27 protein-coding genes are annotated in these 25971 nt (G+C 63.9%); 9 read left to right on the top strand and 18 right to left on the bottom strand.

What is annotated here, in order from left to right; genetic code table 11:
• Positions 1 to 554: 554 nt before the first annotated feature.
• From G3N64_RS19635 to G3N64_RS19620, 4 genes are all read left to right on the top strand, one after another.
• The gene (locus G3N64_RS19635) at positions 555 to 1772 is read left to right on the top strand and encodes a DUF2863 family protein (protein ID WP_205785411.1); all 1218 of its coding nucleotides are present in this window, start codon (positions 555 to 557) and stop codon (positions 1770 to 1772) included.
• A 213-nt stretch (positions 1773 to 1985) separates the two neighbouring features.
• The gene (locus tag G3N64_RS19630) at positions 1986 to 2822 is read left to right on the top strand and encodes a response regulator transcription factor (RefSeq protein WP_205785410.1); all 837 of its coding nucleotides are present in this window, start codon (positions 1986 to 1988) and stop codon (positions 2820 to 2822) included.
• A gap of 75 nt (positions 2823 to 2897) precedes the next feature.
• Positions 2898 to 3572 (top strand): energy-coupling factor ABC transporter permease, encoded by a 675-nt coding sequence (locus G3N64_RS19625; RefSeq protein WP_085042078.1) that lies wholly within the window; start codon positions 2898 to 2900, stop codon positions 3570 to 3572.
• 139 nt (positions 3573 to 3711) lie between these two features.
• The gene (locus G3N64_RS19620) at positions 3712 to 4368 is read left to right on the top strand and encodes a hypothetical protein (RefSeq protein ID WP_205785413.1); all 657 of its coding nucleotides are present in this window, start codon (positions 3712 to 3714) and stop codon (positions 4366 to 4368) included.
• 82 nt (positions 4369 to 4450) lie between these two features.
• On the opposite strand, the gene G3N64_RS19615 is transcribed toward G3N64_RS19620, so the two are convergent.
• Complete coding sequence (locus G3N64_RS19615; RefSeq protein ID WP_205785409.1) at positions 4451 to 5605, bottom strand: M14-type cytosolic carboxypeptidase; 1155 nt, start codon at positions 5603 to 5605, stop codon at positions 4451 to 4453.
• A gap of 137 nt (positions 5606 to 5742) precedes the next feature.
• On the bottom strand, positions 5743 to 6525 hold the full coding sequence (gene yaaA, locus G3N64_RS19610) for a peroxide stress protein YaaA (RefSeq protein WP_043188790.1): 783 nt from the start codon (positions 6523 to 6525) through the stop codon (positions 5743 to 5745).
• Positions 6526 to 6582: 57 nt separating this feature from the next.
• Between yaaA and G3N64_RS19605 the strand changes: the two genes are divergently transcribed.
• Both G3N64_RS19605 and G3N64_RS19600 read left to right on the top strand, forming a co-directional pair.
• Positions 6583 to 7062, top strand: coding sequence for a putative toxin-antitoxin system toxin component, PIN family (locus G3N64_RS19605; RefSeq protein WP_205785408.1), 480 nt, complete (start codon positions 6583 to 6585; stop codon positions 7060 to 7062).
• Positions 7063 to 7095: 33 nt separating this feature from the next.
• The gene (locus G3N64_RS19600; protein WP_205785407.1) at positions 7096 to 8268 is read left to right on the top strand and encodes a pyridoxal phosphate-dependent aminotransferase; all 1173 of its coding nucleotides are present in this window, start codon (positions 7096 to 7098) and stop codon (positions 8266 to 8268) included.
• 42 nt (positions 8269 to 8310) lie between these two features.
• On the opposite strand, the gene G3N64_RS19595 is transcribed toward G3N64_RS19600, so the two are convergent.
• Entirely contained in the window at positions 8311 to 8967 is a 657-nt protein-coding gene (locus G3N64_RS19595) for a glutathione S-transferase (protein ID WP_205785406.1), read from the bottom strand.
• Positions 8968 to 8981: 14 nt separating this feature from the next.
• On the opposite strand from G3N64_RS19595, the gene G3N64_RS19590 reads away from it, so the two are divergent.
• The 3 genes from G3N64_RS19590 (at position 8982) to G3N64_RS19580 (ending at position 10912) form a co-directional block, all read left to right on the top strand.
• Positions 8982 to 9173, top strand: coding sequence for a hypothetical protein (locus G3N64_RS19590; RefSeq protein WP_205785405.1), 192 nt, complete (start codon positions 8982 to 8984; stop codon positions 9171 to 9173).
• The gene (locus tag G3N64_RS19585; RefSeq protein ID WP_205785404.1) at positions 9170 to 9961 is read left to right on the top strand and encodes an enoyl-CoA hydratase; all 792 of its coding nucleotides are present in this window, start codon (positions 9170 to 9172) and stop codon (positions 9959 to 9961) included. The genes G3N64_RS19590 and G3N64_RS19585 overlap by 4 nt, the downstream gene beginning before the upstream one ends.
• 258 nt (positions 9962 to 10219) lie before the next feature.
• Positions 10220 to 10912: a glutathione binding-like protein gene (locus G3N64_RS19580; protein WP_205785403.1), complete on the top strand. Its 693-nt coding sequence runs from the start codon at positions 10220 to 10222 to the stop codon at positions 10910 to 10912.
• A 47-nt stretch (positions 10913 to 10959) separates the two neighbouring features.
• Here the strand turns inward: G3N64_RS19580 and G3N64_RS19575 are convergent, their stop codons facing one another.
• The 15 genes from G3N64_RS19575 to nuoG form a co-directional block, all read right to left on the bottom strand.
• Positions 10960 to 11436 carry a MaoC family dehydratase gene (locus G3N64_RS19575; RefSeq protein WP_205785402.1) on the bottom strand — a complete coding sequence of 159 codons (477 nt, stop codon included), beginning with the start codon at positions 11434 to 11436 and terminating at the stop codon, positions 10960 to 10962.
• Positions 11433 to 11894 (bottom strand): MaoC family dehydratase, encoded by a 462-nt coding sequence (locus G3N64_RS19570; protein ID WP_205785401.1) that lies wholly within the window; start codon positions 11892 to 11894, stop codon positions 11433 to 11435. The genes G3N64_RS19575 and G3N64_RS19570 overlap by 4 nt, the downstream gene beginning before the upstream one ends.
• A 37-nt stretch (positions 11895 to 11931) precedes the next feature.
• Positions 11932 to 13065, bottom strand: a complete 1134-nt coding sequence (locus G3N64_RS19565; RefSeq protein WP_205785400.1) for an acyl-CoA dehydrogenase — start codon at positions 13063 to 13065, stop codon at positions 11932 to 11934.
• Between the two features lie 19 nt (positions 13066 to 13084).
• Positions 13085 to 14281: an acyl-CoA dehydrogenase family protein gene (locus G3N64_RS19560; protein ID WP_205785399.1), complete on the bottom strand. Its 1197-nt coding sequence runs from the start codon at positions 14279 to 14281 to the stop codon at positions 13085 to 13087.
• 99 nt (positions 14282 to 14380) lie between these two features.
• Positions 14381 to 14803 (bottom strand): DUF1178 family protein, encoded by a 423-nt coding sequence (locus tag G3N64_RS19555; protein ID WP_043188814.1) that lies wholly within the window; start codon positions 14801 to 14803, stop codon positions 14381 to 14383.
• Positions 14804 to 14939: 136 nt separating this feature from the next.
• Entirely contained in the window at positions 14940 to 15530 is a 591-nt protein-coding gene (locus G3N64_RS19550; protein WP_205785398.1) for an NUDIX hydrolase, read from the bottom strand.
• A gap of 36 nt (positions 15531 to 15566) precedes the next feature.
• Positions 15567 to 15863, bottom strand: a complete 297-nt coding sequence (locus G3N64_RS19545) for a DUF2818 family protein (RefSeq protein ID WP_205785397.1) — start codon at positions 15861 to 15863, stop codon at positions 15567 to 15569.
• Positions 15863 to 17317 (bottom strand): NADH-quinone oxidoreductase subunit NuoN, encoded by a 1455-nt coding sequence (nuoN, locus tag G3N64_RS19540; RefSeq protein WP_205785412.1) that lies wholly within the window; start codon positions 17315 to 17317, stop codon positions 15863 to 15865. Before nuoN ends, G3N64_RS19545 begins: the two co-directional genes overlap by 1 nt.
• A 36-nt stretch (positions 17318 to 17353) precedes the next feature.
• A complete protein-coding gene (locus G3N64_RS19535) occupies positions 17354 to 18844 on the bottom strand; it encodes an NADH-quinone oxidoreductase subunit M (protein WP_205785396.1) in 1491 nt (496 codons plus the stop codon).
• A gap of 16 nt (positions 18845 to 18860) precedes the next feature.
• The gene (nuoL, locus tag G3N64_RS19530) at positions 18861 to 20915 is read right to left on the bottom strand and encodes an NADH-quinone oxidoreductase subunit L (RefSeq protein WP_205785395.1); all 2055 of its coding nucleotides are present in this window, start codon (positions 20913 to 20915) and stop codon (positions 18861 to 18863) included.
• Positions 20916 to 20932: 17 nt separating this feature from the next.
• Positions 20933 to 21238, bottom strand: a complete 306-nt coding sequence (gene nuoK, locus G3N64_RS19525) for an NADH-quinone oxidoreductase subunit NuoK (protein WP_059233607.1) — start codon at positions 21236 to 21238, stop codon at positions 20933 to 20935.
• A gap of 18 nt (positions 21239 to 21256) precedes the next feature.
• The gene (locus G3N64_RS19520) at positions 21257 to 21907 is read right to left on the bottom strand and encodes an NADH-quinone oxidoreductase subunit J (RefSeq protein ID WP_011545812.1); all 651 of its coding nucleotides are present in this window, start codon (positions 21905 to 21907) and stop codon (positions 21257 to 21259) included.
• Positions 21908 to 22019: 112 nt separating this feature from the next.
• Positions 22020 to 22508 (bottom strand): NADH-quinone oxidoreductase subunit NuoI, encoded by a 489-nt coding sequence (gene nuoI / locus G3N64_RS19515; RefSeq protein ID WP_009691265.1) that lies wholly within the window; start codon positions 22506 to 22508, stop codon positions 22020 to 22022.
• A gap of 15 nt (positions 22509 to 22523) precedes the next feature.
• Positions 22524 to 23591, bottom strand: coding sequence for an NADH-quinone oxidoreductase subunit NuoH (gene nuoH, locus G3N64_RS19510; RefSeq protein WP_027786869.1), 1068 nt, complete (start codon positions 23589 to 23591; stop codon positions 22524 to 22526).
• Positions 23592 to 25922: an NADH-quinone oxidoreductase subunit NuoG gene (gene nuoG / locus G3N64_RS19505; protein WP_205785394.1), complete on the bottom strand. Its 2331-nt coding sequence runs from the start codon at positions 25920 to 25922 to the stop codon at positions 23592 to 23594.
• Between the last annotated feature and the right edge of the window lie 49 nt (positions 25923 to 25971).

Raw genomic sequence — 25971 nt, 5'->3', positions numbered from 1 at the left:
TTTTCGGTTCGGTTAAGAACCGGTCGCTCACTCAAAGCTGACAGGAATATGAATCACTTCATAAACCTGACTTACTTTAGTGTGAGACTCTTGATACTTTCGCTATCTGATCCGAGGATCAGCTCGCGGCCATCAAGCGCCCACACTTATCGGCTGTTAATTTTTAAAGAGCATTCTGCGAGGAACTTCGTGGCTCCCGGCAGCGCTGCGTTTTCAGCAGCAGAGAAGCGAGATTATGAACCGTGTTTCGCAGCTCGTCAACAACTTTTTAACACTGCATCGTTGCGACTGCGGGGCTCAACTTCCAAGCCAGTTGCGCGCGCCACACTGCCGCACACCACCGACCCTGCTTCCCCTTCCGCGCCGCGTTTCCGTTAGCGCGAAAGAGGCGTGATTCTAAGCATCCGCCTCGATCTGCGCAAGGAGTTTGAAGCAACTTTTTTACAAAAGCCGCAATTCGGCCGACTGGCCATGCCCCGGCACGAGACCGCTTATGGTGCAAAGAACGGACTAGAATGTGAGGCTCTTCGCCTCTTTCTATATACGTCTTTAATATGCGCCAGCGAATCGCCAAACGCCTCCCCCCCGATGCCGACAAACTGGTCGGTCTGTCGCTTGCGCTCTTCGCCTCGGGCAGCCGCATCGAGGATCGCTTCTGGGAAGCGAAGCTCGACGCGCTGCTCGCCAAGATCGTCCGCAACGGCAACCAGACCACGCTCGACGCAGCGCTCGACCATCTACAGCAGAATCATCCCGACGCCTATGGCGCGCTCGCCGACATGGCCGAGACGCACAGCGAGTCGATGGTGATCGAGCACGACGGCCAACCGTTCGATGCGCTGCTGGTCGCCGTCCCGGTCCTCGCATGGACGCGCTACATGATTCCGTCAGGCCCGCTCAAGAGTGACGTTGCCGACGCACTGCGAACGCATCTGCAGGCTCACGTCCTTGCGAACGGCACCCTGGTCGGGCTCGCCCCGTTCCTCTACAGCATCGACCAGTTGCCGCGACACCATGTCGAAACCTACCGGCTGGCCCAGCAGCTCGCACATGCGGCGATCAGCCAGCACACACCCAAGCTCGGCTTCGGCGACCTGCCCGAAACCTCGCCGATCCTGGCCGACCCGCGCTTCTTGCTCGCCGTCGTCGCCGCGCCCGCCGGCGCACCGCTGTTCCGCTGGCAGGAGGAAGAAAGCGGCAGCCGGATCGAACGTGGCCAGTGCCTCGAGCAATGGACGGCCCAGGGCGGCCCGAACCTGTCGATCGCCCTGCCCGGCTGCGAGTTCGAATGCCTGCTTCCGGACGCGTACTATTCGGCCTGCCGGGATGCGGACGAACGCGTGCGTCCGCACACGGTGAGAACGGCCATTCGTTATCTTTTCGACACACTTGGTGCAGCACCGCAAGAGCTTCGCGCGGTGGTCGCCGGCTTCGGCGAACGCCGTATCGACGAGTATCGCGTCGGCTTCACGCGCCGTGCCAGCAACGACGTAATCTACGGCGTCGTATGGCCGCTTTACGGCCGTGAAAACGGCGACGTGTCGATCGACAGCGCGACGCTCGAAGGCGAAGCACCGATCGAAGGACCGCTCGAGGAAATCGTGAGCCTGCTGAAGGAATGCGGCGTAACCGACGTCCGGCGGCATGCGGGCCGCTTCGAACCCGAATATTGCGATGACTGCGGCGTGCCGCTTTACGCAGATCCGCTCGGCGAAATCGTCCACGCGGAAATGCCGGAAGACGCGTCACCCGCCCAGCCGCACTTCCACTGACCCGCGCACAGCAGGCCCCGACGGCCTGCCCGCCCGAAGCCGCTCACGGTACCCGCCGGAGCGGCTTTTTTCTTGTCTGCCACCCTGCCGCCCGAAATTTCATACTTTTCCTAAGCCTTTCAGCCAAGCAGACATCGTGTAAGGTCTTTGTCATCATCAGACCCAAGGCATGCCAGACGGCAGATCAATGGCTCACATTTACGGAGGTTGAATATGCGGTTCCTGATGCTCAATTCAGACGCCGAGCGGCGTGACGGACTGAAGGCCCTGTTGCGACAGATCGACCGTCACGCCGGCATCAATGATGCGCCCGACAGTTTCCAGGCGCGCAGGCTGCTGCGCAATCAGCGTTTCGATCTCGTCGCGATCGACTGGCTCGACGTCGGCCGGCTCAGCGAGCTTCAAGCGCTCTGCAGCGCGTGCTCGCCGACACCCGTCGCCGTCCTGGTCGATGAAACATCGCCGGAGGCCATCCAGCGCTTCTTCAACTACGGAGTCGCCGGCGTGATCCCGCATTCCACACGGCCGCACCTGATCGTGCGTGCGCTCGAGATCGTGCTGCTGGGCGGGCATTACATCCCGCCGATCGCGCTCCGTCTGCTGCCTTCCACTGCTGCGGCGCGCTACGATGCCCATTTCCAGACACTCGCCGGGTCGCTTCCCCGCCGGCCGCCAAGCGGACTCTTGTCGCCGCGGCAAGCGCAGATCATGCGCTTCGTCCACATGGGCAGCACCAACAAGATGATCGCCCGTACGCTCGGCATCAGCGAAGGCACCGTCAAGATCCACCTCGCCAGCATCTTTCAGCAACTCGGTGCTGCCAACCGCGCCGCCGCGGTCGCGATCTACAACGGCTGGCTATCGCCCCACCTCGAGGTGCTGCTGGCGAACCGCAGTCGTGCGCGCAAGCCACCCATCGGCGAACACGGCCCGGTTCCGCTGCGTACGCAACGGAACGACCGCCCGTACCCGTTGCCGGCCTCGATCGACGGCGCACAGGACCTGCCGATGGCTGCCGAGCCGCCGGCGCGGTTCCGGCGCGAACGCTAGGCAAACAGTCTCGATATTGCGACGGTCGGCGTGTGCGGATTCCCACCTTTGATGCTCAACGAGTAATATGGACGCATGGGTTTTCTTTTCACACCGCTTCCGCTCTGGGTTGGCATCGGTGGCTGGATCGCCGCCGTGGCCCTGCTCGCGCTCGCGATCTGGAATCGTCCCTTCGTGCGCCTGCAGGACGCCACGCTCCAGCACGTGTGGCTCGCGCTCGTCACCGCCATTGCGGTCCTCTGGGCCTCGAATGCGTGGCTCGAAGACGGCATCGTCATGCATCTGCTTGGCGCGACGCTGCTCGTCACACTGTTCGACTGGACACTCGCATTGATCGCGATGGGCGTCATCACGGCGGTTGCCGCGATCATCTTCGACGCGCCTTGGCAGGGTATTGGCCTGACCTATCTGATCTACGGCGCGCTGCCGGTTGCCGTGTCGGCATTGCTGCAGCGCGCCGCGCTCGCATGGTTGCCGCACAATCTCGCGTCGTTCATCACCGGGCAGGGATTCCTGTCACCGGCCATCGCGATCATCGCGGTCGCCGCGGCCGCGGCCGGGGTCCAGCTCGCGCTTGCGGATGGCGTGCCCGTCGTGATTCCGGCCGGCTATCTGCTGAACACCGCGCTACTCGCACTCGGCGAAGCGTGGTTCACCGGCATGGCGACGGCACTCATCGCCGTCTATCGCCCCGCATGGGTCACGACCTTCGACGTCAGGCGCTATCGCCTCGGCGGCCCACGCGCCTGAATTGCCCTCTGGCGGCGGTACCGACATCACGTGCCGGTAATACTTCGCGCGGTGCGGCAGAATGCGACGTCTACTGCCGCACAACTTTTTTACGCTAAGATTGAACTCCGGTTCTTCATCGGGCATCTATACGTGCCCGATGTCTCATTCGCTCCTCACCAATAACCAGATGGACAGCTCTCCTGCGTCGCTCCGGATTTTCCGGGCGCTCGGCAAGCTGGCAGCCTGTATTGCGGGCCTGTCGCTTGCGCTTCCGACACCGGCATTCGCCGACCTGCTCGACCAGCGCTCCGAACTGATCAACAAATTCGTCAACGAAATGCATGCCGATCCGCTCGCCGCCGATTGTGCGGCGCACGGCAGCTTCATCGCCAGCACGTCGTCGGCCTTCGACCGCGTCGACTTCGCGCCGAACGCATTCGACAGCAGCAACGCGACGATCACGCCATGGAACGACTCGTTCGACCAGGGCAAGCAGCGCGTGAAGGTCGACAACATCGTCACTGTCGACGGCCTCGGCATCCACAGCGACGGCAGCGACCCGACGCCGCTGAAATTCCGATGCGGCTACGTCGGTCAGCAAATGCTCGCGTTCAGCTGGAACGACCCGGTTCCGCCGCTGAAGCCGCGCGTCGAACGATCCACGTCTTCGACGAAGAAATTCAAGGGCAAGTCGCACCGAGGCAAGGTCAAGGCAAAGGCATCGGGCCGCACCGGCAGCAAGAAGGCCGTCGCAACGAAACAGTCGAGCGGCCAGAAGAAGGTCGTGAAAAAGAAAACCGCGAAGAAGTCCTGATACGACGAAGCGACATCGACTGAAGCAAAAAAGCCGGGGCATCCTGAGATGTCCCGGCTTTTTTCATACGGCGCCGCTACGCTTACGCGAACGTGTCGACGTGCACCAGGATCGCAGCCAGCATCGCCGCGCCAAGCGCCGCACTGCGCTCGCCGTTCCAGCCGACTCGCTCGTCAGGCAGGTTCGCGTTGTCCTTGAACGGCATCTCGAGCGTCAGCGACAGGCAGCCGAACCGGTGGCCGATGTACTTCGACGCGAGCTTGAGCGCGTCTTCCTTGTACTTGCTCGCCGCATAGCCATGCTCGGTCTGGAAGTCGGGGCTCGCGACCTTGAACGCGTCGATGAACGCGGTCTGCTCCTTGCCCTGCTGCTCGGTAAAGCTCGGCAGCATCTCCGACCCGGCAACGAACACGTACGGCAGATCCTCGTCGCCATGAATGTCGAAGAACATGTCGCAGCCGGTCGCATGGATCGCATCGCGCACGGCCAGCACCTCGGGGCTGCGTTCTGCATCGGGCGCCATCCACTCGCGGTTCAGGTTCGCGCCCGCCGCGTTGGTGCGCAGGTTGCCATGAACGCTGCCGTCCGGGTTCATGTTCGGGACGATGTGGAACGTCACGCGATCGTAGAGCTTGCGCGCGACCGGATCGCCGGCCCAGTCGCCCCATCCGGCCAGCCGCTTGACGAGACCTTCGACGAACCACTCGGCCATCGACTCGCCGGGATGCTGGCGCGCGATGATCCACACCTTCTTCTTCGGCGCGCCGTCGGTTTCCGGCGTACCGAGCGTCAGCAGCGACATCGGACGGCCTTCGACCGTGCGGCCGAGTTCGACGACGCTCGCCTGCGGCAACTGCTGGACCGCGCCCAGAAATGCGGCGTGACGCTCTTCCGAATACGGTTCGAAATACGCGTAGTAGATGCTGTCGAATTCCGGCGTATGGTCGATGGTCATCGTCTTGCCGTCGAACGTCGTCGGCACGCGGAACCAGTCGACCCGGTCATAGCTCGCCACCGCGCTGTAATTGCGCCAGCCCGACGGATACGCGCATTCGGCAGCATTCTCGAACGTCATCACGCAGCGCTCGCCGCGCGCGCCGGTCAAGCGGTAGTAAAACCATTGCGCGAATTCCGAGCGGTTGTCGCCACGCACACGCAGCCGAATCGCATCGGGGCTGTCGCACGACACGACGTCGATTGCGCCTGCGTCGAAATTGCTGGTGATCGAAAGGGCCATCTGTCTCTCCTTTGTCGACCGGCGTTAGCGCTTTAGCGCTTACGCCGGTCCCATGTAAAGCTGGCGACCGGAGCAGGCGGTGTAGCGCTTGCCCGGCCGCATGCATGCGCCGGCCGTCTCGTGAACGGCCGGCAGGGTCACTCGCCGACTCGCCGGCGATATACGTAAGTCGAATCGTTCGACGCAGCCGCATCGAACGCATAGCCTTCCGTCGCGAAATCCTTCAGCGCCTTCGGGTCGGTAATACGGTTCTCGACGATAAAACGCGCCATCAGGCCGCGCGCACGCTTCGCATGGAAGCTGATGATCTTGTAGCGGCCGCCCTTCCAGTCCTCGAACACCGGCGTGATGACGGGTGCGGCCAGCAGTTTCGGCTTGACCGACTTGAAGTATTCGGTCGACGCGCAGTTGACCAGCACGCGCGCTGCGCCGCTGCGCGTTTCGAGCTGTTCGTTCAGCGCCCGCGTGATGCGGTCGCCCCAGAACGCGTACAGATCCTTGCCGCGCGCGTTCGCGAAGCGCGTACCCATCTCGAGCCGGTACGGCTGCAGCAGGTCGAGCGGACGCAACAGCCCGTACAGGCCCGACAGCACGCGCACGTGCTGCTGCGCATAGTCGAGATCGGCGGACGACAGCGATTTGGCGTCGAATCCTTCATAGACGTCGCCGTTGAACGCGAGCACGGCCTGCTTCGCGTTGGCCGGCGTAAAGGTCGGCGACCAATCCGCGTAGCGCTGGAAATTCAGGCGTGCGAGCGGATCGGAGATATCCATCAGCGTCGCGATGTCCTGCGGCGAAAGCTTGCGCAGGCCGTCGATCAGCTCGGACGCGTCGTCGACGAATGCAGGCTTCGTGTAAGACTGGACGTGCGCGGGCGTATCGTAGTCGAGGGATTTGGCTGGAGAGAGAACGATTATCATAGAGGCTCGCTGGCACGCCGTGCCTTGCGGTCAGACGAAAACCACCGATTGTAACGAATGACCCGCTCTCTCGCCCCGCATGCCGCGCATCGCGTCGTGCTCGACTCGAACGTCTGGATCGACATCCTCGTATTCGACGACCCCGCAACGCGCCCGATCCGTGCCGCGCTCGAACGCGGCACGCTTGCCGCCGTGATCGACGGCCGCTGCCTGACCGAGCTCGAGTATGTGCTCGATTATCCGCAGTTCCAGGCGCGCGCGGTCGACAAGGCGGCCGCGCTCGCGACCGTCGCCCGCCTGGCGTGCCTCGTCGAGCCGCCGGCCGTCGACGCCGACGCGCCGCCACTGCCGAAGTGCAAGGACCGCGACGACCAGAAGTTTCTCGAACTCGCCCGCGCCGCCCAGGCCGAGTGGCTCGTGTCGAAAGACCGTGCGCTGCTGAAGCTCGCGAAGCGCACCGCACGCGACTTCGGCTTCCGGATCGCGCAACCCGCGCCCTTTGCCGAGGCCTGCGCGCTCGACGCTACGCCGGCCTGACGCACGCACGACCACCCGATTTCGACCGTATCGATGAACGCTCCTTCAGACATGCCAACGACTCCCGCTTTCCCCTCGCGCCTGCCGAACGTCGGCACGACGATCTTCACGGTCATGAGCGCGCTTGCCGCAGAAAAAGGCGCAGTGAACCTCGGCCAGGGCTTTCCGGATTTCGACTGCGATCCGCGCATCGTCGACGCGGTTGCCGCCGCGATGCGCAACGGGCACAACCAGTATCCGCCGATGGCCGGTGTCGCGCCGCTGCGCGACGCGATCGCAGACAAGATCGCGCAGGTCTACGGCCGGCGCTACGATCCGGCTACCGAAATCACCGTGACGGCCGGTGCGACGCAGGCGCTGCTGACGGCGATCCTGTGCACGGTGCATCCGGGCGATGAAGTGATCGTCGTCGAACCGACCTACGACAGCTACCTGCCATCGATCGAACTCGCGGGCGGCAAGCCTGTGTTCGTCACGCTGGAGGCGCCCGACTACGCGATCCCGTTCGACCGTCTCGCAGCCGCGATCACGCCGAAAACACGCATGATCCTGATCAATACGCCGCATAACCCGACGGGAACCGTGTGGCGCGAGGCGGACATGCGCAAGCTCGAGGAGATCGTGCGCGGCACCAACGTGCTGATCCTGTCCGACGAGGTCTACGAGCACATGGTCTATGACGGCGCGCGCCACGAGAGCGTCGCACGCTATCCGGAACTGGCCGCGCGCAGCTTCATCGTGTCGAGCTTCGGCAAGACCTATCACGTGACGGGCTGGAAGGTCGGCTATGTCGCGGCGCCTGCCGCGCTGACCGCGGAATTCCGCAAGGTCCACCAGTTCAACGTGTTCACGGTGAACACGCCGATGCAGATCGGGCTCGCCGACTATCTGCGCGACCCGGCGCCGTACCTGACGCTTGCCGACTTCTACCAGAAGAAGCGCGACTTCTTCCGGGCAGGCCTCGAGCGCACGCGCTTCAAGCTGCTGCCCTGCACGGGCACGTACTTCCAGTGCGTCGATTATTCGGCGATCAGCGACCTGCCGGAAGCGGAATTCTCGAAGTGGCTCACGTCGGAGATCGGCGTGGCCGCCATTCCGGTGTCGGCGTTCTATCACGAGACGCACGAATCGGGTGTCGTCCGATTCTGCTTCGCGAAGCAGGAAAGCACGCTCGCGTCCGCGCTCGAACGGCTCTCGCGCCTGTAAGACCCGCACGGGCGGCCGCACGCCGCCCTCCGGGAGTCGCGCTTACGGATGCGCGACGCTCGTCGCGTCGATATACGCCTTGCGCTCGGCCGCCACGCGCTGCGCGGCAGGGCGCTCGCCCACCTTCTTCGCATGCGCCTTCCAGTCGATGCCTGCGTCGAGCAGGAAATCGCGTCCGAATATGGCCTTCGTCGCCATTCCGATGACGGGCAGATGGACCCAGGCAGCGATGTCCGCGAGGCTGAACGATTCACCGAGCACATACGGCGAAAACTGCGTCATCTGCTTGAACGCATCGATCGCGCGCGGCAGGCGCTTCTCGACGTGCGCCTTCATCCCGTCGCTGACCTTGCCGCCGAAAAACGCTTCGGTATAGACCTCACGCGCCATCCATTCGAGATACAGTTCGAGCGTCTCGATCAGTTCGCGCACCTTCGCGCCTGCAAACGGGCTGGCCGGAAAAATGCCTTTCTCGGGATAGCGCGCCGCCAGGTACTCGATGATCACCTGCGACTCGAACAGCGCGCCTTCTTCGGTCTTCAGAAATGGAATCTTGCCGAGCGGCGAATCGGCGAGCTGCGCCGGATCGCTGATCGGCAAACCGCATACCGACTCCTCGAACGGAATGTCGTGTTCGAGCAGGACGAACTTCACCTTGTTGTAGTAGTTGGACAACGGAATACCGCACAGCTGTAGCATCGGAGTCTCCTTCCTTGCTGAAGCGCGGCCGCATCGATGTCGGCCGCATCGGGATTCATCACGCTGAAAAGCACGTTCGTGCTAGTCTAAAGCAAGTTTTGCGTTCGTCACGACAACAATACATCTGCTACGGCATCGGCCGCATCAGCGTGCGCGATGCGCCCGCCGCCGCAGCCCCGCCATCCGATGGAGACACGCTCGCATGAGTGCTGAACTGCTGGCCTCGCGGCCGCCCGAGAGCGATTCGACGCTCGTCCTCACGCTATCGAATCCCGGCGCACGCAACGCGCTGCATCCCGACATGTACGCGGCCGGCATCGAAGCGCTCGCCACCGCGGAACGCGATCCCGGGATTCGCGCAGTCGTGCTCACCGGCGCCGATCGCTTCTTCTGCGCGGGCGGCAACCTGAACCGGTTGCTCGACAACCGCTCGAAGGATCCGTCCTACCAGGCCGACAGCATCGATCAGCTCGCTGCATGGGTCACGGCGATTCATGCTTCGTCGAAGCCGGTGATCGCAGCGGTCGAAGGCGCCGCGGCCGGCGCGGGCTTCTCGCTCGCGCTCGCGTGCGACCTGATCGTCGCCGCGCACGATGCAAAGTTCGTGATGTCGTACGCCCGTGTCGGCCTGACACCCGACGGAGGCGGTTCGTGGTTCATCGCGCGCGCGCTGCCGCGTGCGATCGCGGCCGAGATCCTGTTCGAAGGCAAACCCGTCGCAGCCGAACGTCTGCACACGCTCGGTGTCGTCAACCGGCTCGCCGTGCCGGGCGCGGCGCTGACCGACGCACTGGCATGGGCCGATGCGCTCGCCGGCATCTCGCCGAACGCACTCACGCGCATCAAGTCGCTGCTCGACGATGCAACGATGCAACCGCTCGACGCGCATCTCGGCACCGAGCGCGATCATTTCGTCGCATCGCTGCATCATGCGGACGGGCTCGAAGGCATCACCGCATTTCTCGAGAAACGCCCGCCCCGCTACAAGCGCTGAACCGTCGCGCCCGCTTTCGAATGAACGCGTCGCCACCGCCTCGACCCGATGCGGCACGGCGACGCCCCCATCTCGACGACTCTGAACGACACGCAATCGCCCCCGACGCCATGGCGCTCAACACGCGCGCACGCTCGCGCACGCACGCATCGGCACGCACATTTCCGTCGCCAGCAGCCCGCATCGATCCATGCTCTAATGACCGCCTGTCACGGCGCTGCCGGCGCCGTTTTCGCGCATGCAACAAAGGAGTTCACGATGATCGACGTCTATAGCTGGGCGACCCCGAACGGCCACAAGGTGCACATCATGCTCGAGGAAACGGGCCTCGCCTATCGTGTCCATCCGGTCGATATCGGCGCAGGCGACCAGTTCAAGCCGGAATTCCTGAAGATCAGCCCGAACAACAAGATCCCCGCGATCGTCGATCCGGAAGGCCCCGGCGGCCAGCCGATCGCGCTGTTCGAATCGGGCGCGATCCTGATCTACCTCGCGGAGAAGACCGGCAAGTTCCTGCCGGCCGATCCGGCCGCACGCTATGCGACGCTCGAATGGCTGATGTTCCAGATGGGCGGTGTCGGCCCGATGCTCGGGCAGGCGCACCACTTCCGCCTGTATGCGCCGGAGAAAATCGAGTATGCGGTCAACCGCTACACGAACGAGGCGAAGCGCCTGTACAACGTGATGGACAAGCGCCTCGGCGAATCCGAATATCTCGCGGGCGACGCGTACACGATCGCGGACATTGCGACGTTCCCGTGGACGCGCTCGTGGCAGAACCAGGGCATCGTGCTCGACGAATTGCCGAACGTGAAGCGCTGGTACGACACGATCGCCGCACGACCGGCCGTGCAACGCGGCGTCGAAGTGCTCGCATCGATGCGCAAGGCGCTGCAGGACGACAAGGCGCGCGAGGTGCTGTTCGGCGCGACGCAATACGCAAAGCACTGACACGCATGTGACGGGCGGGGCGGCATCCATGCATGCCGCCCCGCGCTTCAGAAGTAATGCAGCGTGATGAATTCCGCCGCACAGACAGGCAGCGGCGCGTCGGGACGTTCGACCTGCATCGTCACCGACCACGTCACCTGCACGCCGTCCCGCGCAGCCTCGGCAGTTTCCTTTACCGCAAACAGCGCACGCACACGCGCGCCGACCGGCACCGGCTTCAGGAACCGCACGCGGTTCAGTCCGTAATTCACGCCCATCTTCTGGTCGAAACGCATCGCGTCGGCCATCAACGCCGGAATCAGCGACAGCGTCAGGAACCCGTGCGCGATCGGGCCGCCGAACGGCGACTCGCGCCGCGCGCGCTCGGGATCGACGTGAATCCATTGATGATCGCCGGTCGCATCGGCAAAGCCATCGACACGACGCTGGTCGATCGCGAGCCAGCCGCTCGCGAGCGGCTCTGCACCGACACGCGCCTGCAGCGCCTGCGCCGATGCGATCAGCGGCAAGGTCACGTCCGTCATGCGTGCGTGCCTCCCGGATAACGCAGCCCGAAGATCACCTTGGTATGCACGGTAATCACCGTCTCGCCGGCGCCGTTCACGCCGACCCACTCCGTCGACACGATGCCGCGGTCGGGCTTGCTCTCGGACACGCGCTTGTCGTGGACCTTCTGATACATCGTGATCGTGTCGCCGGCGCGCACCGGCTTGAGCCAGCGGATCGAGTCGATGCCCGGCGAGCCCATGCTGGTCGAGTCCTGGCCGAGCTTCTTGATGAGCAGGCTCATGAACACCGAACACGTGTGCCAGCCGCTCGCGACGAGCCCGCCGAAATGCGATGCTTTCCCGGCTTCTTCGTCGAGATGGAACGGCTGCGGGTCGTAGCGTTGCGCGAACGCCTTGATGTCGTCGGGCTCGAACGTGTAGCGGCCCACTTCGGTGGTGCTGCCGACCACCAGGTCTTCGTAACTGATGCCCACTAGGTGTCTCCTTGTCCGGCGCGCTTGCGCGTCGCCGTCATGCCGCGTCGGCCTGCGCGAAATCGGGCAACGCCGCGATGCGCGCAAGATGATGGTCGGTGTCGCCGAGCGTCGTCTCGATGATCGTCAGCCGTTTGAACAGGTGCGCGGCGGCGACCTCGTTGGTCACGCCCATGCCGCCGTGCAGTTGAACGGCCTGCTGGCCGACGAAGCGCGCGGCGGCACCGACACGCGCCTTCGCGGCCGACACGGCCTTGCGCCGCGCATCGACATCGCCGCTCGCGTAACGTACGGCTGCCAGGTAGGTGAGCGAACGCGCCTGCTCGGCATGGATCAGCATGTCGACCATTCGGTGCTGCAGCGCCTGGAAGCGCGCGATCGGCACGCCGAACTGCTCGCGCGTCTTCGTGTATTCGACCGTCGCGCGATTCAGTTCGTCGAGCGCACCGACCGCTTCCGCGCACAACAGGAACGCCGCGTAATCGGCAACCTGCTCGAGGGCTGCAGCGTCGCGCGCACCGCCCGTCAACAGCCGCGCCGGCGTTTCACTGAACCCGATCGTCGCGGCACGCTGGCCGTCGATCGTCCGGTAGTCGACCACCTTCACATTCGCGGCATCCCGTTCGACGACAAACAGGCCGATGCCGCCGCCGTCGACCCGCGCGGGCACGATCCACGCATCCGCCTGTGCGCCATGCTGAACGACCGACTTCGTGCCGGTCAGCCGGTACGTGCCGTCTTGCTCGCGCGCATGCGTGTCGAGTTCGAACAGGTCGTAGCGCGCATGCGGCTCGTGGAACGCAACCGCCACACGCTTCTGCCCCTGCGCGATCGCCTCCAGCAGCGCCGCGTCCTCACCGGCGCCGGAGCCCGCGATGCGCAAGGCCTCGACGCCCACCGCCGTTGCCCAGTACGGCTCGATCACGAGCGCGCGACCGAGCTCCTGCATCACGACCAGCATGTCGACCGGGCCGCCGCCGAAGCCGCCCTGTGCGTCCGGCACGGGCAGCGCGGTCAACCCCAGTTCGGCGAACGCGCTCCATTGCGTGTCCGACACGCCCGCGTCGCTGCGCACGATTGCCTGGCGTGCGTCGAAACCGTATTGTTCGCCGAGATAACGGCGCAGCGCGTCGGCGAACTGCTGCTGCTCATCGGTAAAGCTGAAATCCATGGTTGTCTCCGTTCCCTGATCACAGCCCCAGAATCATCTGCGCGATGATGTTCTTCTGGATCTCGTTCGAACCGCCGTAGATCGACGTCTTCCGGTAATTGAAGTAGTAGGCGGCGAGCGGCGCCGCATCGTCGTCGCCCGCGATGCTGTGCGCGCGCTGCCCATCGAGGAACGGTACGTCGAAAGGTGCGGCAAGCGGGCCGATCGCGTCGACCATCAGCTCGGTGAGCGCCTGCTGCACTTCCGTGCCCTTGATCTTCAGCATCGACGCCTCGGGGCCCGGCCCCTTGCCGCTCGTCTCGCGGCTGACGACGCGCAGCACCGTCACCTCGAGCGCCATCAGCTCGACCTCGAGCGCGGCAACCTTCGCGGCGAACACGGGATCGGCCAGCAACGGCTTGCCGTTCTTGCGCTGGTTCGACGCGACGCGCTTCAGGAACGCGAGCTCGCGCTTCGACGCGCCAACGCGCGCGATGCCGGTGCGCTCATGGCCAAGCAGGTATTTCGCGTAGGTCCAGCCGCGGTTCTCGTCGCCGACGAGGTTCTCGACCGGCACCTTCACATCCTCGAAGAACACCTCGTTGACCTCGTGGTCCTCATCGAGCATGACGATCGGGCGCACCGTGATGCCGGGTGTCTTCATGTCGATCAGCAGGAACGAGATGCCCTCCTGTTTCTTCGCAGCCGGATCGGTGCGCACGAGGCAGAACATCATGTCGGCGTACTGGCCGAGCGTCGTCCAGGTCTTCTGGCCATTGACGACGTAGTGGTCGCCCTGGCGCTCGGCGCGCGTGCGCAACGATGCGAGGTCGGATCCCGAACCCGGCTCCGAGTAGCCCTGGCACCACCAGTCCGAGCCGTCGAGAATGCGCGGCAGATAATGACGTTTCTGCACTTCGCTGCCGTATTTCATCAGCACCGGCGCGACCATCGATACGCCGAACGGCAACACGGTCGGCGCCCCGATCCGCGCGCACTCCTCATCCCAGATGTGCCGTTGCGTCGCGCTCCAGCCCGGGCCGCCATATTCAACCGGCCAGGCGGGCGCGGACCAGCCGCGCTGGCCGAGAATCCGGTGCCAGCTCGCGTAATCCTCGCGGTCGAGTCGTTTGTGATCGAGTACCTTGGTGCGCAGTGCGTGAGGCAGGTTGGCCTCGAGCCAGGCGCGAACGTCGACGCGGAACGCGTCGTCGGCGGGGGAATAATCCAGATCCATGCGCAGTGTCTCCTGTCGACCGGAGTGAGGTTCAGCGGTTACTCCGGTCATGCAACGCTGTCCGCAGCCATCCGGCCCGACAAAGACTCACTGCGTACGTTATTGCAGCGGTTCTTTCAGCGCGGCAGGAATCGGCAGCGGCATCACGTCGATGCCTTCTTCGGCCAAGGATTGCGCATCTTCGGGCGTCGTGACGCCACGAATGCTGCGTGCCGGCGCCTCGTTGTAATGGATGCGCCGCGCTTCCTCGGCGAAGCGCTCGCCCACATTCTCGGTTTTCTCCAGCACCTCGCGCAGCGCACGCATCACCTGCGCCTGCAGTGCACGCGGATCGGCCGGCTGTGCCTGCGTCGCGCCCGACAGGTTCAGGCGCGGCGCCGACGGCAGACGGTTGACCTCGGTCGTTCCGCACACCGGACATTCGACCAGCTTGCGGGACAACTGCGCTTCGAATTCATCGGCGGAAGCGAACCAGCCTTCGAACCGATGACCGTGCGGGCACTGTAAATCGAGGACCTTCATGCTGAATCAGGGCGTGTGACGAGTGTAGCGCAAAAAGCGGTTTTGTGAACGATCGTGCTAAATACCGATCGTGCGACGCGGAGGCACCGCGTCACCGAATTGTAACGCGGCGCCCCACCCGTCGCCGACGCCGCATTCAGGGGGCCAGGACGGGCCCGAGCGGCCACGTGCCGGACAGCACCTTGTCGAGCCACATCGTGCCGATGATCGTCTTCACGTCGGAGATCTGGCCCGTGCGCACCCATTCCTGCAGATCGGCCAGCGTCGCGGTAAAGGTCTCGAGGAATTCGCCTTCATCGAGCTTGCGCTCGCCGGCCGTCAGCCCGCGCGCCAGGTACAGGTCGATGAATTCGGTCGAATAGGAGATGATCGGGTGAATCCGGGCCAGGAACACGTACTCGCGTGCGGTGTACCCCGTTTCCTCGCGCAGTTCGCGCACGGCGCATGCAAGCGCGCCTTCGTTCGGATCGAGCTTGCCGGCCGGGAATTCGGCCATCACCTTGCCGATCGGATAGCGATACTGGCTTTCCATCAGCACGCGGCCGTCGTCGAACAGCGGGATCACCATCACCGCGCCCGGGTGCTGCACGTATTCGCGCGTGGCTTTCTTGCCGTCCGGCAAGCGGACGGTATCGCGCTTGAGCTTGAGGAACGCGCCGTCGAAGATCGCCTCGCTTTCGAGGCAGGTTTCGGTCAGTGCGGCGTCGTGATTGGGTAGTTCGGCCATCGGCGGCTCCGGGAATGAGCGTGACGGCCGGAGCCGTCAGCGTCGTTTGACGAGATACTGGAACGTGAAGCCGGGAAACGCGAACACGACGAACAGACTGAACGTGATCGCGTAGAACTGCCAGCCCTGCTCGAAGCGGTTGCCGGCGCGCGACTCGAGCCAGAAGCCGAGCGCGCCAACGATGAAGTACAGCACGATCAGCTCGCCGATCCGCACCCACGCACTCTTCTTCGCCGCGCCGAACGGCACGACGGCGAAGAGGCGTTGGTTCAGGAACGGCAGGTTGGCGCAGACAAACGCCAACAGCACGATAAACCAGCCGGCTGCCGACATTACAGCGGCAGCGTGTGACGAATTGCCTGCAGGCAGGCCGTCAGCAGCGGGCTCGGGATCAGGCCGAGCACGACGACTGCCAGGCCGTTCAGCACGAGGATCGTGCGCTTGCAGAAATCGCCCGAAATCGGCGTCGCATCCTGCGGTGCATCGAAGTACATCAGCTTCACGATGCGCAGGTAGTAGAACGCGCCGAACAGCGACGTGATCACGGCCAGCACGGCCAGCCACGTGAGGCCCGCGTTGACGGTCGCCTCGAGCACGGCGAGCTTCGCGTAGAAGCCGACGGTCGGCGGGATGCCTGCCAGCGAGAACATCATGACCATCATCACGAACGCGAACACCGGGCTGCGCTTGTTGAGGCCCTTGAAGTCGTCGATCGTTTCGGCTTCGAAGTCGCGGCGCGCGAGCAGCATCACCACGCCGAACGAGCCGAGCGTCGTGATCAGGTAGACGATCGCGTAGAACATCGCCGAGCTGTAGGCGTTCGCCGGTGCCGCCGCGTCGCCCTTCACGATGCCCGCGAGCAGGCCGAGCAGCACGAAGCCCATGTTCGAGATCGCCGAGTACGCGAGCATCCGCTTGATGTTGCGCTGGACGATACCGGTGATGTTACCGACGATCAGCGACAGCGCGGCGAGGATCACGAGCGCGGTCTGCCAGTTCTGTGCGAGCGGCAGCAGGCCCATCACCAGGAAGCGCAGGCCCCACGCGAACGCGGCAACCTTCGGGCCGCCGCCGACGAACAGCGTCATCGCGGTCGGTGCGCCCTGGTAGACGTCCGGCACCCACATGTGGAACGGCACGGCGCCGAGCTTGAACGCGATACCGGCGACGATGAAGACCACGCCGAACATCAGCACGGCTGCGTCGGTGTTGCCGCCGACCGCCTTGTACACCTCGCCCAGCTCGAGCGAGCCGGTCGCACCGTACAGCATCGAGATACCGTACAGCACGAAGCCCGACGCGAGCGCACCCAGCACGTAGTACTTCATCGCGGCTTCGCTCGACTGTGCGGCGTCGCGGCGCAGCGCGATGACTGCGTACAGCGACAGCGACATGAGTTCGAGACCGAGGTACAGCGTCAGGAAGTTGTTGCCCGACACCATGACCAGCTGGCCGAGCAGCGAGAACATGCCGAGCAGGAACACGTCGCCGCGGAACATGTCGCGATCTTCGAGGTACTTGCGCGAATAGACGAGCGAGACAGCGAAACCGAACGACACGACAGCCTTCATCATGCTCGCGAACGAGTCGACGACGACCATCTTCGAAAAGAAGTAGTACTGCTGCGGGTCGAGCGCCTGCACTGCGAACCACACGCCGGCGACGACCGACGATACGACCGCGATCAGATAGGTCAGGCGGCGGCCGGAAGCACCGGTAAAGGTGTCGTTCAGCCATGCGACGACGATGGCGGCCATCACCAGCGCGTCAGGCAACAGGACATTCATAGGAGCGTTCATGATCTTGATTTCCTCCGCTCGCGATTACTGGGCCAGCGGCAGCTTCGACTGCGCGACATGGGAGAGGAGGTTTTCCACGGAAACGTGCATCACGTCGGTGAAAGGCTTCGGATACAGGCCCATCAGCATCGTGAACGCGGCGAGCACGGCGAGCATCAGGAATTCGCGACGGCCGATGTCCTTCAGCTTGGCAACGTGATCGTTCGCAACCGCGCCGAAGTACACGCGCTTGTACATCCACAGCGTGTAGGCAGCACCGAGGATCAGCGTGAATGCCGCACCGAATGCGATCCAGAAGTTGTACTGGACGGCAGCGAGAATCACCATGAACTCGCCGACGAAACCCGACGTGCCCGGCAGGCCGCAGTTGGCCATCGAGAACAGCATCGCGAAGGCCGCGAACTTCGGCATCACGTTGACGACGCCACCGTAGTCGGCGATCTGGCGCGAGTGCACGCGGTCGTACAGCACGCCGATGCAGAGGAACATCGCGCCCGACACGAAGCCGTGCGAAATCATCTGGATGATCGCGCCTTCGACGCCGAGCTGGTTGAAGATGAAGAAGCCGAGCGTGACGAAGCCCATGTGCGCGATCGACGAATACGCGACCAGCTTCTTCATGTCGGACTGCACCATCGCGACGAGGCCGATGTAGATCACCGCGATCAGCGACAGCGTGATCACGACGGGTGCCAGGAAGTGGCTTGCGTCAGGCGTGATCGGCAGCGAGAAGCGCAGGAAACCGTACGCACCGAGCTTCAGCATGATCGCCGCCAGCACGACCGAGCCGCCCGTCGGCGCTTCCACGTGCGCATCCGGCAGCCAGGTGTGGACCGGCCACATCGGCACCTTCACCGCGAATGCGAGGAAAAAGGCAATGAACAACAGTATCTGCGGCGTCATCGCGATCTTCGCGTTCTGCCACGTCGCGAGGTCGAACGAGTGCGTTTCCGTGTACAGGTAGATCAGCGCGACCAGCATCAGCAGCGAGCCGGCCAGCGTGTACAGGAAGAACTTGAATGCCGCGTACACGCGGTTCGGGCCACCCCACACGCCGATGATGATGTACATCGGGATCAGGGTCGCTTCGAAGAACACGTAGAACAGCAGGCCGTCGGCCGCCGAGAATACGCCGATCATGATCCCGGACAGGATCAGGAACGCCGCGAGGTACTGCGCGACGTTCTCGGTGATCACTTCCCATGCGGCGATCACGACGATCACCGTAATCAGCGCGGTCAGCACGACGAACCACATCGAGATGCCGTCGACGCCGAGGTGATACGCAATGTCGAAGCGCTCGATCCAGGTCGACTTCTCGACGAACTGAAGCGCAGCCGTGCTCGAATCGAAGCCCGTGATCAGCGGGATCGTGACCGCAAGACCGAGCACCGAACCGATCAGCGCGATCCAGCGGGCCGTCCCCGGATTTTTATCGTTACCCACCGCAAGCACGAGGAGGCCGAAAACGATCGGCAACCAGATCGCGGTACTGAGAATCGGAAAAGCGTGCATTAAGTTGTCCCCCGCCTTATTTGCCGCCGAGCGTTACAAACAGGGTCAGGAGCCCCAGCATGCCGATGATCATGGCGAACGCGTAGTGATAGATGTAACCGGATTGGAGGAAGCGGATCACGCTGGCGAACCAGCCGATGAACCGGGCGCTGCCGTTGACGAGGCCGTCGATCACCACGACGTCACCCTCCTTCCACAGGCCGCGGCCGATCGCCACCGAACCACGGGCGAACACCACTTCGTTGATCTTGTCCATGTAGTACTTGTTGTCCAGCAGCGTGTAGATCGGACCGAACGCGCGGCGGATCGACGCCGGCAGTTCCGGACGCTTCAGGTACAGGAACCAGGCGACCACGACACCGGCGAGCGCAAGCCAGACCGGCAGGCCCGAAATCGAGTGCAGGCCCATGCCCACCCAGCCGTGGAACTCTTCGGCCATCTCGGCCAGTGCCGGATGGTTTTCGCCGATGAAGATCACCTTGTCGAATGCAACGCCGTGCTGGAAGAAGTCGCCGAACAGCATCGGGCTGATCGCGATCGCGCCGATGATGACCGACGGGATCGCCAGCAGGACCAGCGGCACCCACACGACCCACGGGGTCTCGTGCGGTTCGTGCGCATGGTCGTCATGACCGTGGCCATGGCCGTGATCGTCGTGGCCGTGCGCAGCTGCCATGCCCATCGGCGATTCCGGATGCTTCGGCTTGCGGAAGCGCTCTTCGCCGTGGAACACCAGGAAGTACATGCGGAACGAGTACAGCGCCGTGACGAACACGCTCGCGACGACCGCGAAGTACGCGAAGCCCGAACCCGGCAGGTGCGACAGCTTCACCGCGTCGATGATCGAGTCCTTCGAGTAGAAGCCCGAGAAGAACGGCGTGCCGATCAGCGCGAGCGAACCGACGAGCGACGTGATCCACGTGATCGGCATGTACTTGCGCAGGCCGCCCATGTTGCGCATGTCCTGGTCGTGGTGCATGCCCATGATGACCGAGCCGGCGCCGAGGAACAGCAGCGCCTTGAAGAACGCGTGCGTCATCAGGTGGAACACGGCGACCGGGTAAGCGGACACGCCGAGCGCGACGGTCATGTAGCCGAGCTGCGACAGCGTCGAGTATGCAACCACGCGCTTGATGTCGTTTTGGACGATGCCGAGGAAGCCCATGAAGAGCGCCGTGATCGCGCCGATCACCGTGATGAACGACAGCGCGGTGTCCGACAGCTCGAACAGCGGCGACATGCGCGACACCATGAAGATGCCGGCCGTCACCATCGTCGCCGCGTGAATCAGCGCCGAGATCGGGGTCGGGCCTTCCATCGAGTCCGGCAGCCACACGTGCAGCGGGAACTGTGCCGACTTGCCCATCGCACCGATGAACAGGCAGATACAGGCCACGGTCAGCAGGCCCCAGTCGGTGCCCGGGAAGTGCAGGCTCGCGAGTTCCGCGCGCTTCGCGAACACTTCGCCGTAATTCATCGAGCCGGCGAATGCGAGCAGCAGGCCGATCCCGAGCAGGAAGCCGAAGTCGCCCACGCGGTTCACGAGGAACGCCTTCATGTTCGCGTAGATCGCGCTCTCACGCGTGAAGTAGAAGCCGATCAGCAGGTACGACACCAGACCCACCGCTTCCCAGCCGAAGAACAGCTGCAGGAAGTTGTTGCTCATCACGAGCATCAGCATCGAGAACGTGAACAGCGAGATGTACGAGAAGAAGCGCTGGTAGCCGTCTTCTTCCGCCATGTAGCCGATCGTGTACACGTGCACCATCAGCGAGACGAAGGTCACGACGACCATCATCATCGCGGTCAGCGAATCGACGAGGAAGCCGATTTCGAGCTTCAGCGAGCCGACGTTCATCCATTCGTAGACGGTCGCATTGAAGCTTGCGCCGCCCATCACGTCGAAGAAGACTTTCGCCGACAGGAGGAACGCGATCATGACGCCGAGGATCGTGATCCGGTGTGCGCCCTTGCGCCCGACTGCGTTCCCGAACAGCCCCGCAATCAGCGAGCCGGCCAGCGGAGCGAGCGGAATCGCCAGCAGCAGGTTTTCATTGAGTGTCGTTGACATAACAGCGTTGCCTGAAATTAACCTTTGAGCTGATCGAGATCCTCGACATTGATCGTGTCGAGCTTACGGAACAGGGTCACCAGAATCGCCAGACCGATCGCGGCTTCCGCGGCGGCGACGGTCAGTACGAAGAACACGAAGATCTGGCCGTGCACATCGCCGAGGTAATGCGAGAACGCGACGAAGTTGGTGTTCACCGCCAGCAGCATCAGTTCGATCGACATCAGGATGATGATGATGTTGCGGCGGTTCAGGAAGATCCCGACGATCGCGATCGCAAACAGGATCGCGCCGAGCACAAGGTAGTGAGCAAGAGTCAGCATGGTTTTCTTTTCCTCCGCTTAGCCGTTGGTGCCCGAACCGGCTTCGCTCTGCGCCGTTTCCGGCTGCGGCTTGTCCGCTTCCATCTTCACGAGGCGCACGCGGTCATTGCGGCGCACCTTGACCTGATCCGACACGCGCTGGCGCTTGCTGTCCTTGCCCTTGCGCTCGGTCAGACCGATCGCGGCAATGATCGCGACCAGCAGCACGAGGCCGGCGATTTCGAACGCGAAGATGTAGTCGGTGTAGATCACCTTGCCGATCAGTCGCGTGTTCGACCAGTTGGCCATCTCGCCCGTCGCCATCGCATGCACCGTATGCGTATCGCCGTAGCCGCGCCACAGGATCAGCGCGGTTTCGATCACGATGATCGCGCCGACCACGGTCGCCATCGGGACGAAGCGCTTGAAGTCGCGGCGCAGGTAGTCGATGTTGATGTCCAGCATCATCACGACGAACAGGAACAGCACCATCACGGCGCCCACGTAGACCAGCACCAGCAGGATCGCGAGGAACTCCGCTTCCAGCAGCATCCAGATCGCGGCGGCGTTGAAGAACGCCAGCACAAGGAAAAGCGCAGACGCCACCGGGTTGCGCGAAGTGATCACCTTCAGCCCTGATACCACCAGGAGCAGCGCGAAGATGTAGAACAGTACGGTCGTGAATTCCATGATTACCGGTTCATCGTTAGGCCATAGTCAGGCGCGGCTTGCGGGACGCTCTCGCGTGCCGCACCCGTCGCGGCGGCTCGGCCCTGGCTTCGGGCCGGCACTGCAAACACAATCAACGATACGGCGCGTCGGCAGCCTTCGCCGCGGCGATGTCCTTCTCGTAGCGATCGCCCACCGCGAGCAGCATTTCCTTCGTGAAATACAGGTCGCCGCGCTTTTCGCCGTGGTACTCGAGAATCTGCGTCTCGACGATCGAATCGACCGGGCAGCTCTCTTCGCAGAAACCGCAGAAGATGCACTTCGTCAGGTCGATGTCGTAGCGCGTCGTGCGGCGCGTGTTGTCCGCGCGCGTTTCCGATTCGATCGTGATCGCCATCGCAGGGCATACGGCCTCGCACAGCTTGCACGCAATGCAGCGCTCTTCGCCGTTTTCATAGCGGCGCAGCGCATGCAGCCCGCGGAAGCGCGGCGAAATCGGGGTCTTCTCTTCCGGGAACTGCACGGTGAACTTGCGCTTGAACGTGTAGCGACCGGTCAGCGCGAGCCCCTTCAGCAGCTCGGTCAGGAAGAAAGTCTTAAAGAAGTGTTGGATAGCCGTCATGATTTCGTCCGATCTTTACTTCACCCAGATGTTCAGCGGCGACATCATCCAGCAGCCGACCACGACCACCCAGATCACCGTGACGGGCAGGAACACCTTCCAGCCCAGACGCATGATCTGGTCGTAACGGTAGCGCGGGAACGTCGCGCGGACCCAGATGAACACCGACAGCAGTGCGAAGACCTTCAGCACCAGCCAGAAGATGCCCGGGATGAACGACAGGAATTCGAACGGTGCATCCCAGCCACCGAGGAACAGCGTCGCAGCCAGCGCCGAGATCACGATCATGTTGATGTACTCGGCGAGGAAAAACAGCGCGAACGCCATACCCGAGTAATCGATCATGTGACCCGCGACGATTTCCGACTCCCCTTCCACCACGTCGAACGGGTGACGGTTCGTTTCGGCGATGCCCGAGATGAAGTACACGACGAACGCCGGCAGGAGCGGCAGCCAGTTCCACGACAGGAAGTTCACGCCGTGGCCGGCGAAGAAGCCATGCTGCTGCGAACCGACGATTTCCGACAGGTTCAGGCTGCCGGCCGTCATCAGCACCAGCACCAGCGCGAAGCCCATCGAGATTTCGTACGACACCATCTGTGCCGCAGCGCGCATCGCGCCGAGGAACGCGTACTTCGAGTTCGATGCCCAGCCCGCGAGAATCACCGCGTACACGCCGATCGACGAGATCGCCATCGCGTACAGCAGGCCCGCGTTCACGTTCGCGAGGACCGCTTCGGCCTGGAACGGGATCACGGCCCACACGGCGAACGCCGGCACGACGGTCATCACCGGCGCGATCAGGTACAGCCAGCGGCTCGCCGCGCTCGGTTGAATGACTTCCTTCAGCAGCAGCTTCAGCACGTCGGCGATCGGCTGCAGCAAGCCGCCGGGGCCGACGCGGTTCGGGCCGAGACGCACGTGCATCCAGCCGATCAGCTTGCGCTCCCACAGAATCAGGTACGCGACGCACAGCAGGATGACGACGGAGACGACGAGGATGCGCACGACTGCCCACACCGTCGGCCACGCGAAGCCGAGAAGCTGGGACCCGCCCGCGTTGATCGTATCGAACAAGCTCATTTACGCCTTCTCCACCACCAGTTCACCGGACAGGCTGCCGAGCGCTGCGCCGGCAGGCGTCGCCGCCGACACGCGAACGACCGTCTCCGCAAGATTCGCGTCGCGCACGGCCGGCAACTGCACCGCACGCTCGCCCTGGCGCACGCGCACGGCGTCGCCTTCCTTCAAGCCCAGCTTGTCGAACAGCGCGGCCGGCAGGGCTGCGGCATTCGCCGCCTTCGCGGCGGCCGTCAGGTGCAGCGCACCTGCGCGGCGCACGAGCGCGTCGGCGTGATAGATCGGCACATCGGCCAGACGCTCGAAGCCGCCGTTCGCGGCATTCGTCGCGACGCGCACCGGCGCGACCGACGTCTGGTTCGACAGGCGACCCGCGACGCCGGCGTCGCCGAGCGCGGCGAGACGCACTTCTTCCGAGGTCTCGTATTCGAAGTTCGGCAGGCCGAGCAGGCTGCCGAGCACGCGCAGCACCTTCCAGCCCGGACGCGTGTCGCCGAGCGGGCGCACGACGCCGTTGAAGCTCTGCACGGTGCCTTCCGCATTCACGTACGTGCCGGCCGTTTCCGTGAACGGCGCAACCGGCAGCAGCACGTCGGCGTAGTCGAGGCCGTGCTTGAACGGCGACATCACGACGACCATTTCGGCCTGGTTCAGCGCGGCAAGCGCCTGCGCCGGATCGGCCGTGTCGAATTCCGGTTCGACGTTCAGCAGCACGTAGCCCTTGCGCGGCTGCGCGAACGCTTCGCGTGCATTCAGGCCGCCCTCGCCCGGCAGTGCGCCGACGACGTGCGCACCGACCGTGTTCGCCGCTTCCGTCAGGAAGCCGAACGTGGCGCCGGTGTTGTCGGCGATCCACTGTGCGACGGCGTGCAGCTTCGCGAATTGCGGGTGACGGACGGCCACGTTGCCGAGCAGCACCGCGCGGCGCTCGCCGTTCGCGAGCGACTGGGCGACGGCTTGCGCAGCTGGCGATGCCGTGACGCCCGCGAGCGTGTCCGGCAGCGCGACGCCGCGCAGTTGCGCGACGGCAGCAGCAACGCCGGCCAGCTCGTCGAGCCATGCCGACGGCGCGGCGACGATGCGCTTCGCGGTCGGGATCAGCGAGTCGTCGGCGGTCGCGTGCAGGAAGTGCAGCTTCGCGCCGTTCTTCGCGGCCTGACGCAGGCGGGCGGCGAACAGCGGGTGGTCGCGGCGCAGGAACGAACCGACGACGAACGCGGCGTCCACGTTCGACAGGTCGGCGATCGGCATGCCGAGCCACGGTGCGCCCTGGACCGGCGCCGAGAAATCCTGCTGACGCAGGCGGAAGTCGACGTTCGGCGTCTTCAGTTCGTCGGCGAGCTGCTTCACGAGGAACAGCTCTTCAGCGGTGCTGTGCGCGCTCGCGAGCATCGCCAGCGCGTTCGCGCCGTGATCCGCGGCGATGCCCTTCAGGCCCTTCGCGACGTATTCGAGCGCGGTCTGCCAGTCGGTCTCGATCCACTGGCCGCCCTGCTTCAACATCGGCTTCGTCAGGCGCTCTTCGCTGTTGAGGCCTTCATACGAGAAGCGATCCTTGTCCGAGATCCAGCATTCGTTGATGGCTTCGTTCTCGAACGGCAGCACGCGCATCACGCGGTTGTTCTTCACCTGCACCACGAGGTTCGCACCGACGGAATCGTGCGGGCTCACCGACTTGCGGCGCGACAGCTCCCACGTACGGGCGCTGTAGCGGAACGGCTTGCTGGTCAGCGCGCCGACCGGGCACAGGTCGATCATGTTGCCCGACATCTCGGAGTCGACCGTCTTGCCGACGAACGTCGTGATTTCCGAGTGCTCGCCGCGGCCCAGCATGCCGAACTCCATCACGCCGGCGATTTCCTGGCCGAAGCGGACGCAGCGCGTGCAGTGGATGCAGCGCGACATTTCTTCCATCGAGATCAGCGGTCCCACGTTCTTGTGGAACACCACGCGCTTCTCTTCCGAGTAGCGCGACGACGACTTGCCGTAGCCGACCGCCAGATCCTGCAGCTGGCATTCGCCGCCCTGATCGCAGATCGGGCAGTCGAGCGGGTGGTTGATGAGGAGGAATTCCATCACCGACTGCTGCGCCTTCACGGCCTTGTCGGATTGCGTATGGACGATCATGCCGGCCGACACGGGGGTCGCGCAGGCAGGCACGGCCTTCGGCATCTTCTCGACTTCGACGAGACACATCCGGCAGTTGGCCGCAACCGACAGTTTCTTGTGATAGCAGAAGTGAGGAATGTACGTATCCGCCTTGTGCGCAGCCTGGATCACCATGCTGCCTTCGGGCACCTCGACCTTCTTGCCGTCTATTTCAAGTTCAACCATGATGGTGAATGGTCCTTAACCTATTTCCGCCCGTTCGCGCCTTCGCCCG

It is taken from the genome of Burkholderia sp. Ac-20344, assembly GCF_017104975.1.
GTDB lineage: Bacteria > Pseudomonadota > Gammaproteobacteria > Burkholderiales > Burkholderiaceae > Burkholderia.
The sequence above is the reverse complement of the archived record's forward strand: the minus strand, read 5'-3'. Positions and strand labels throughout refer to the sequence as shown.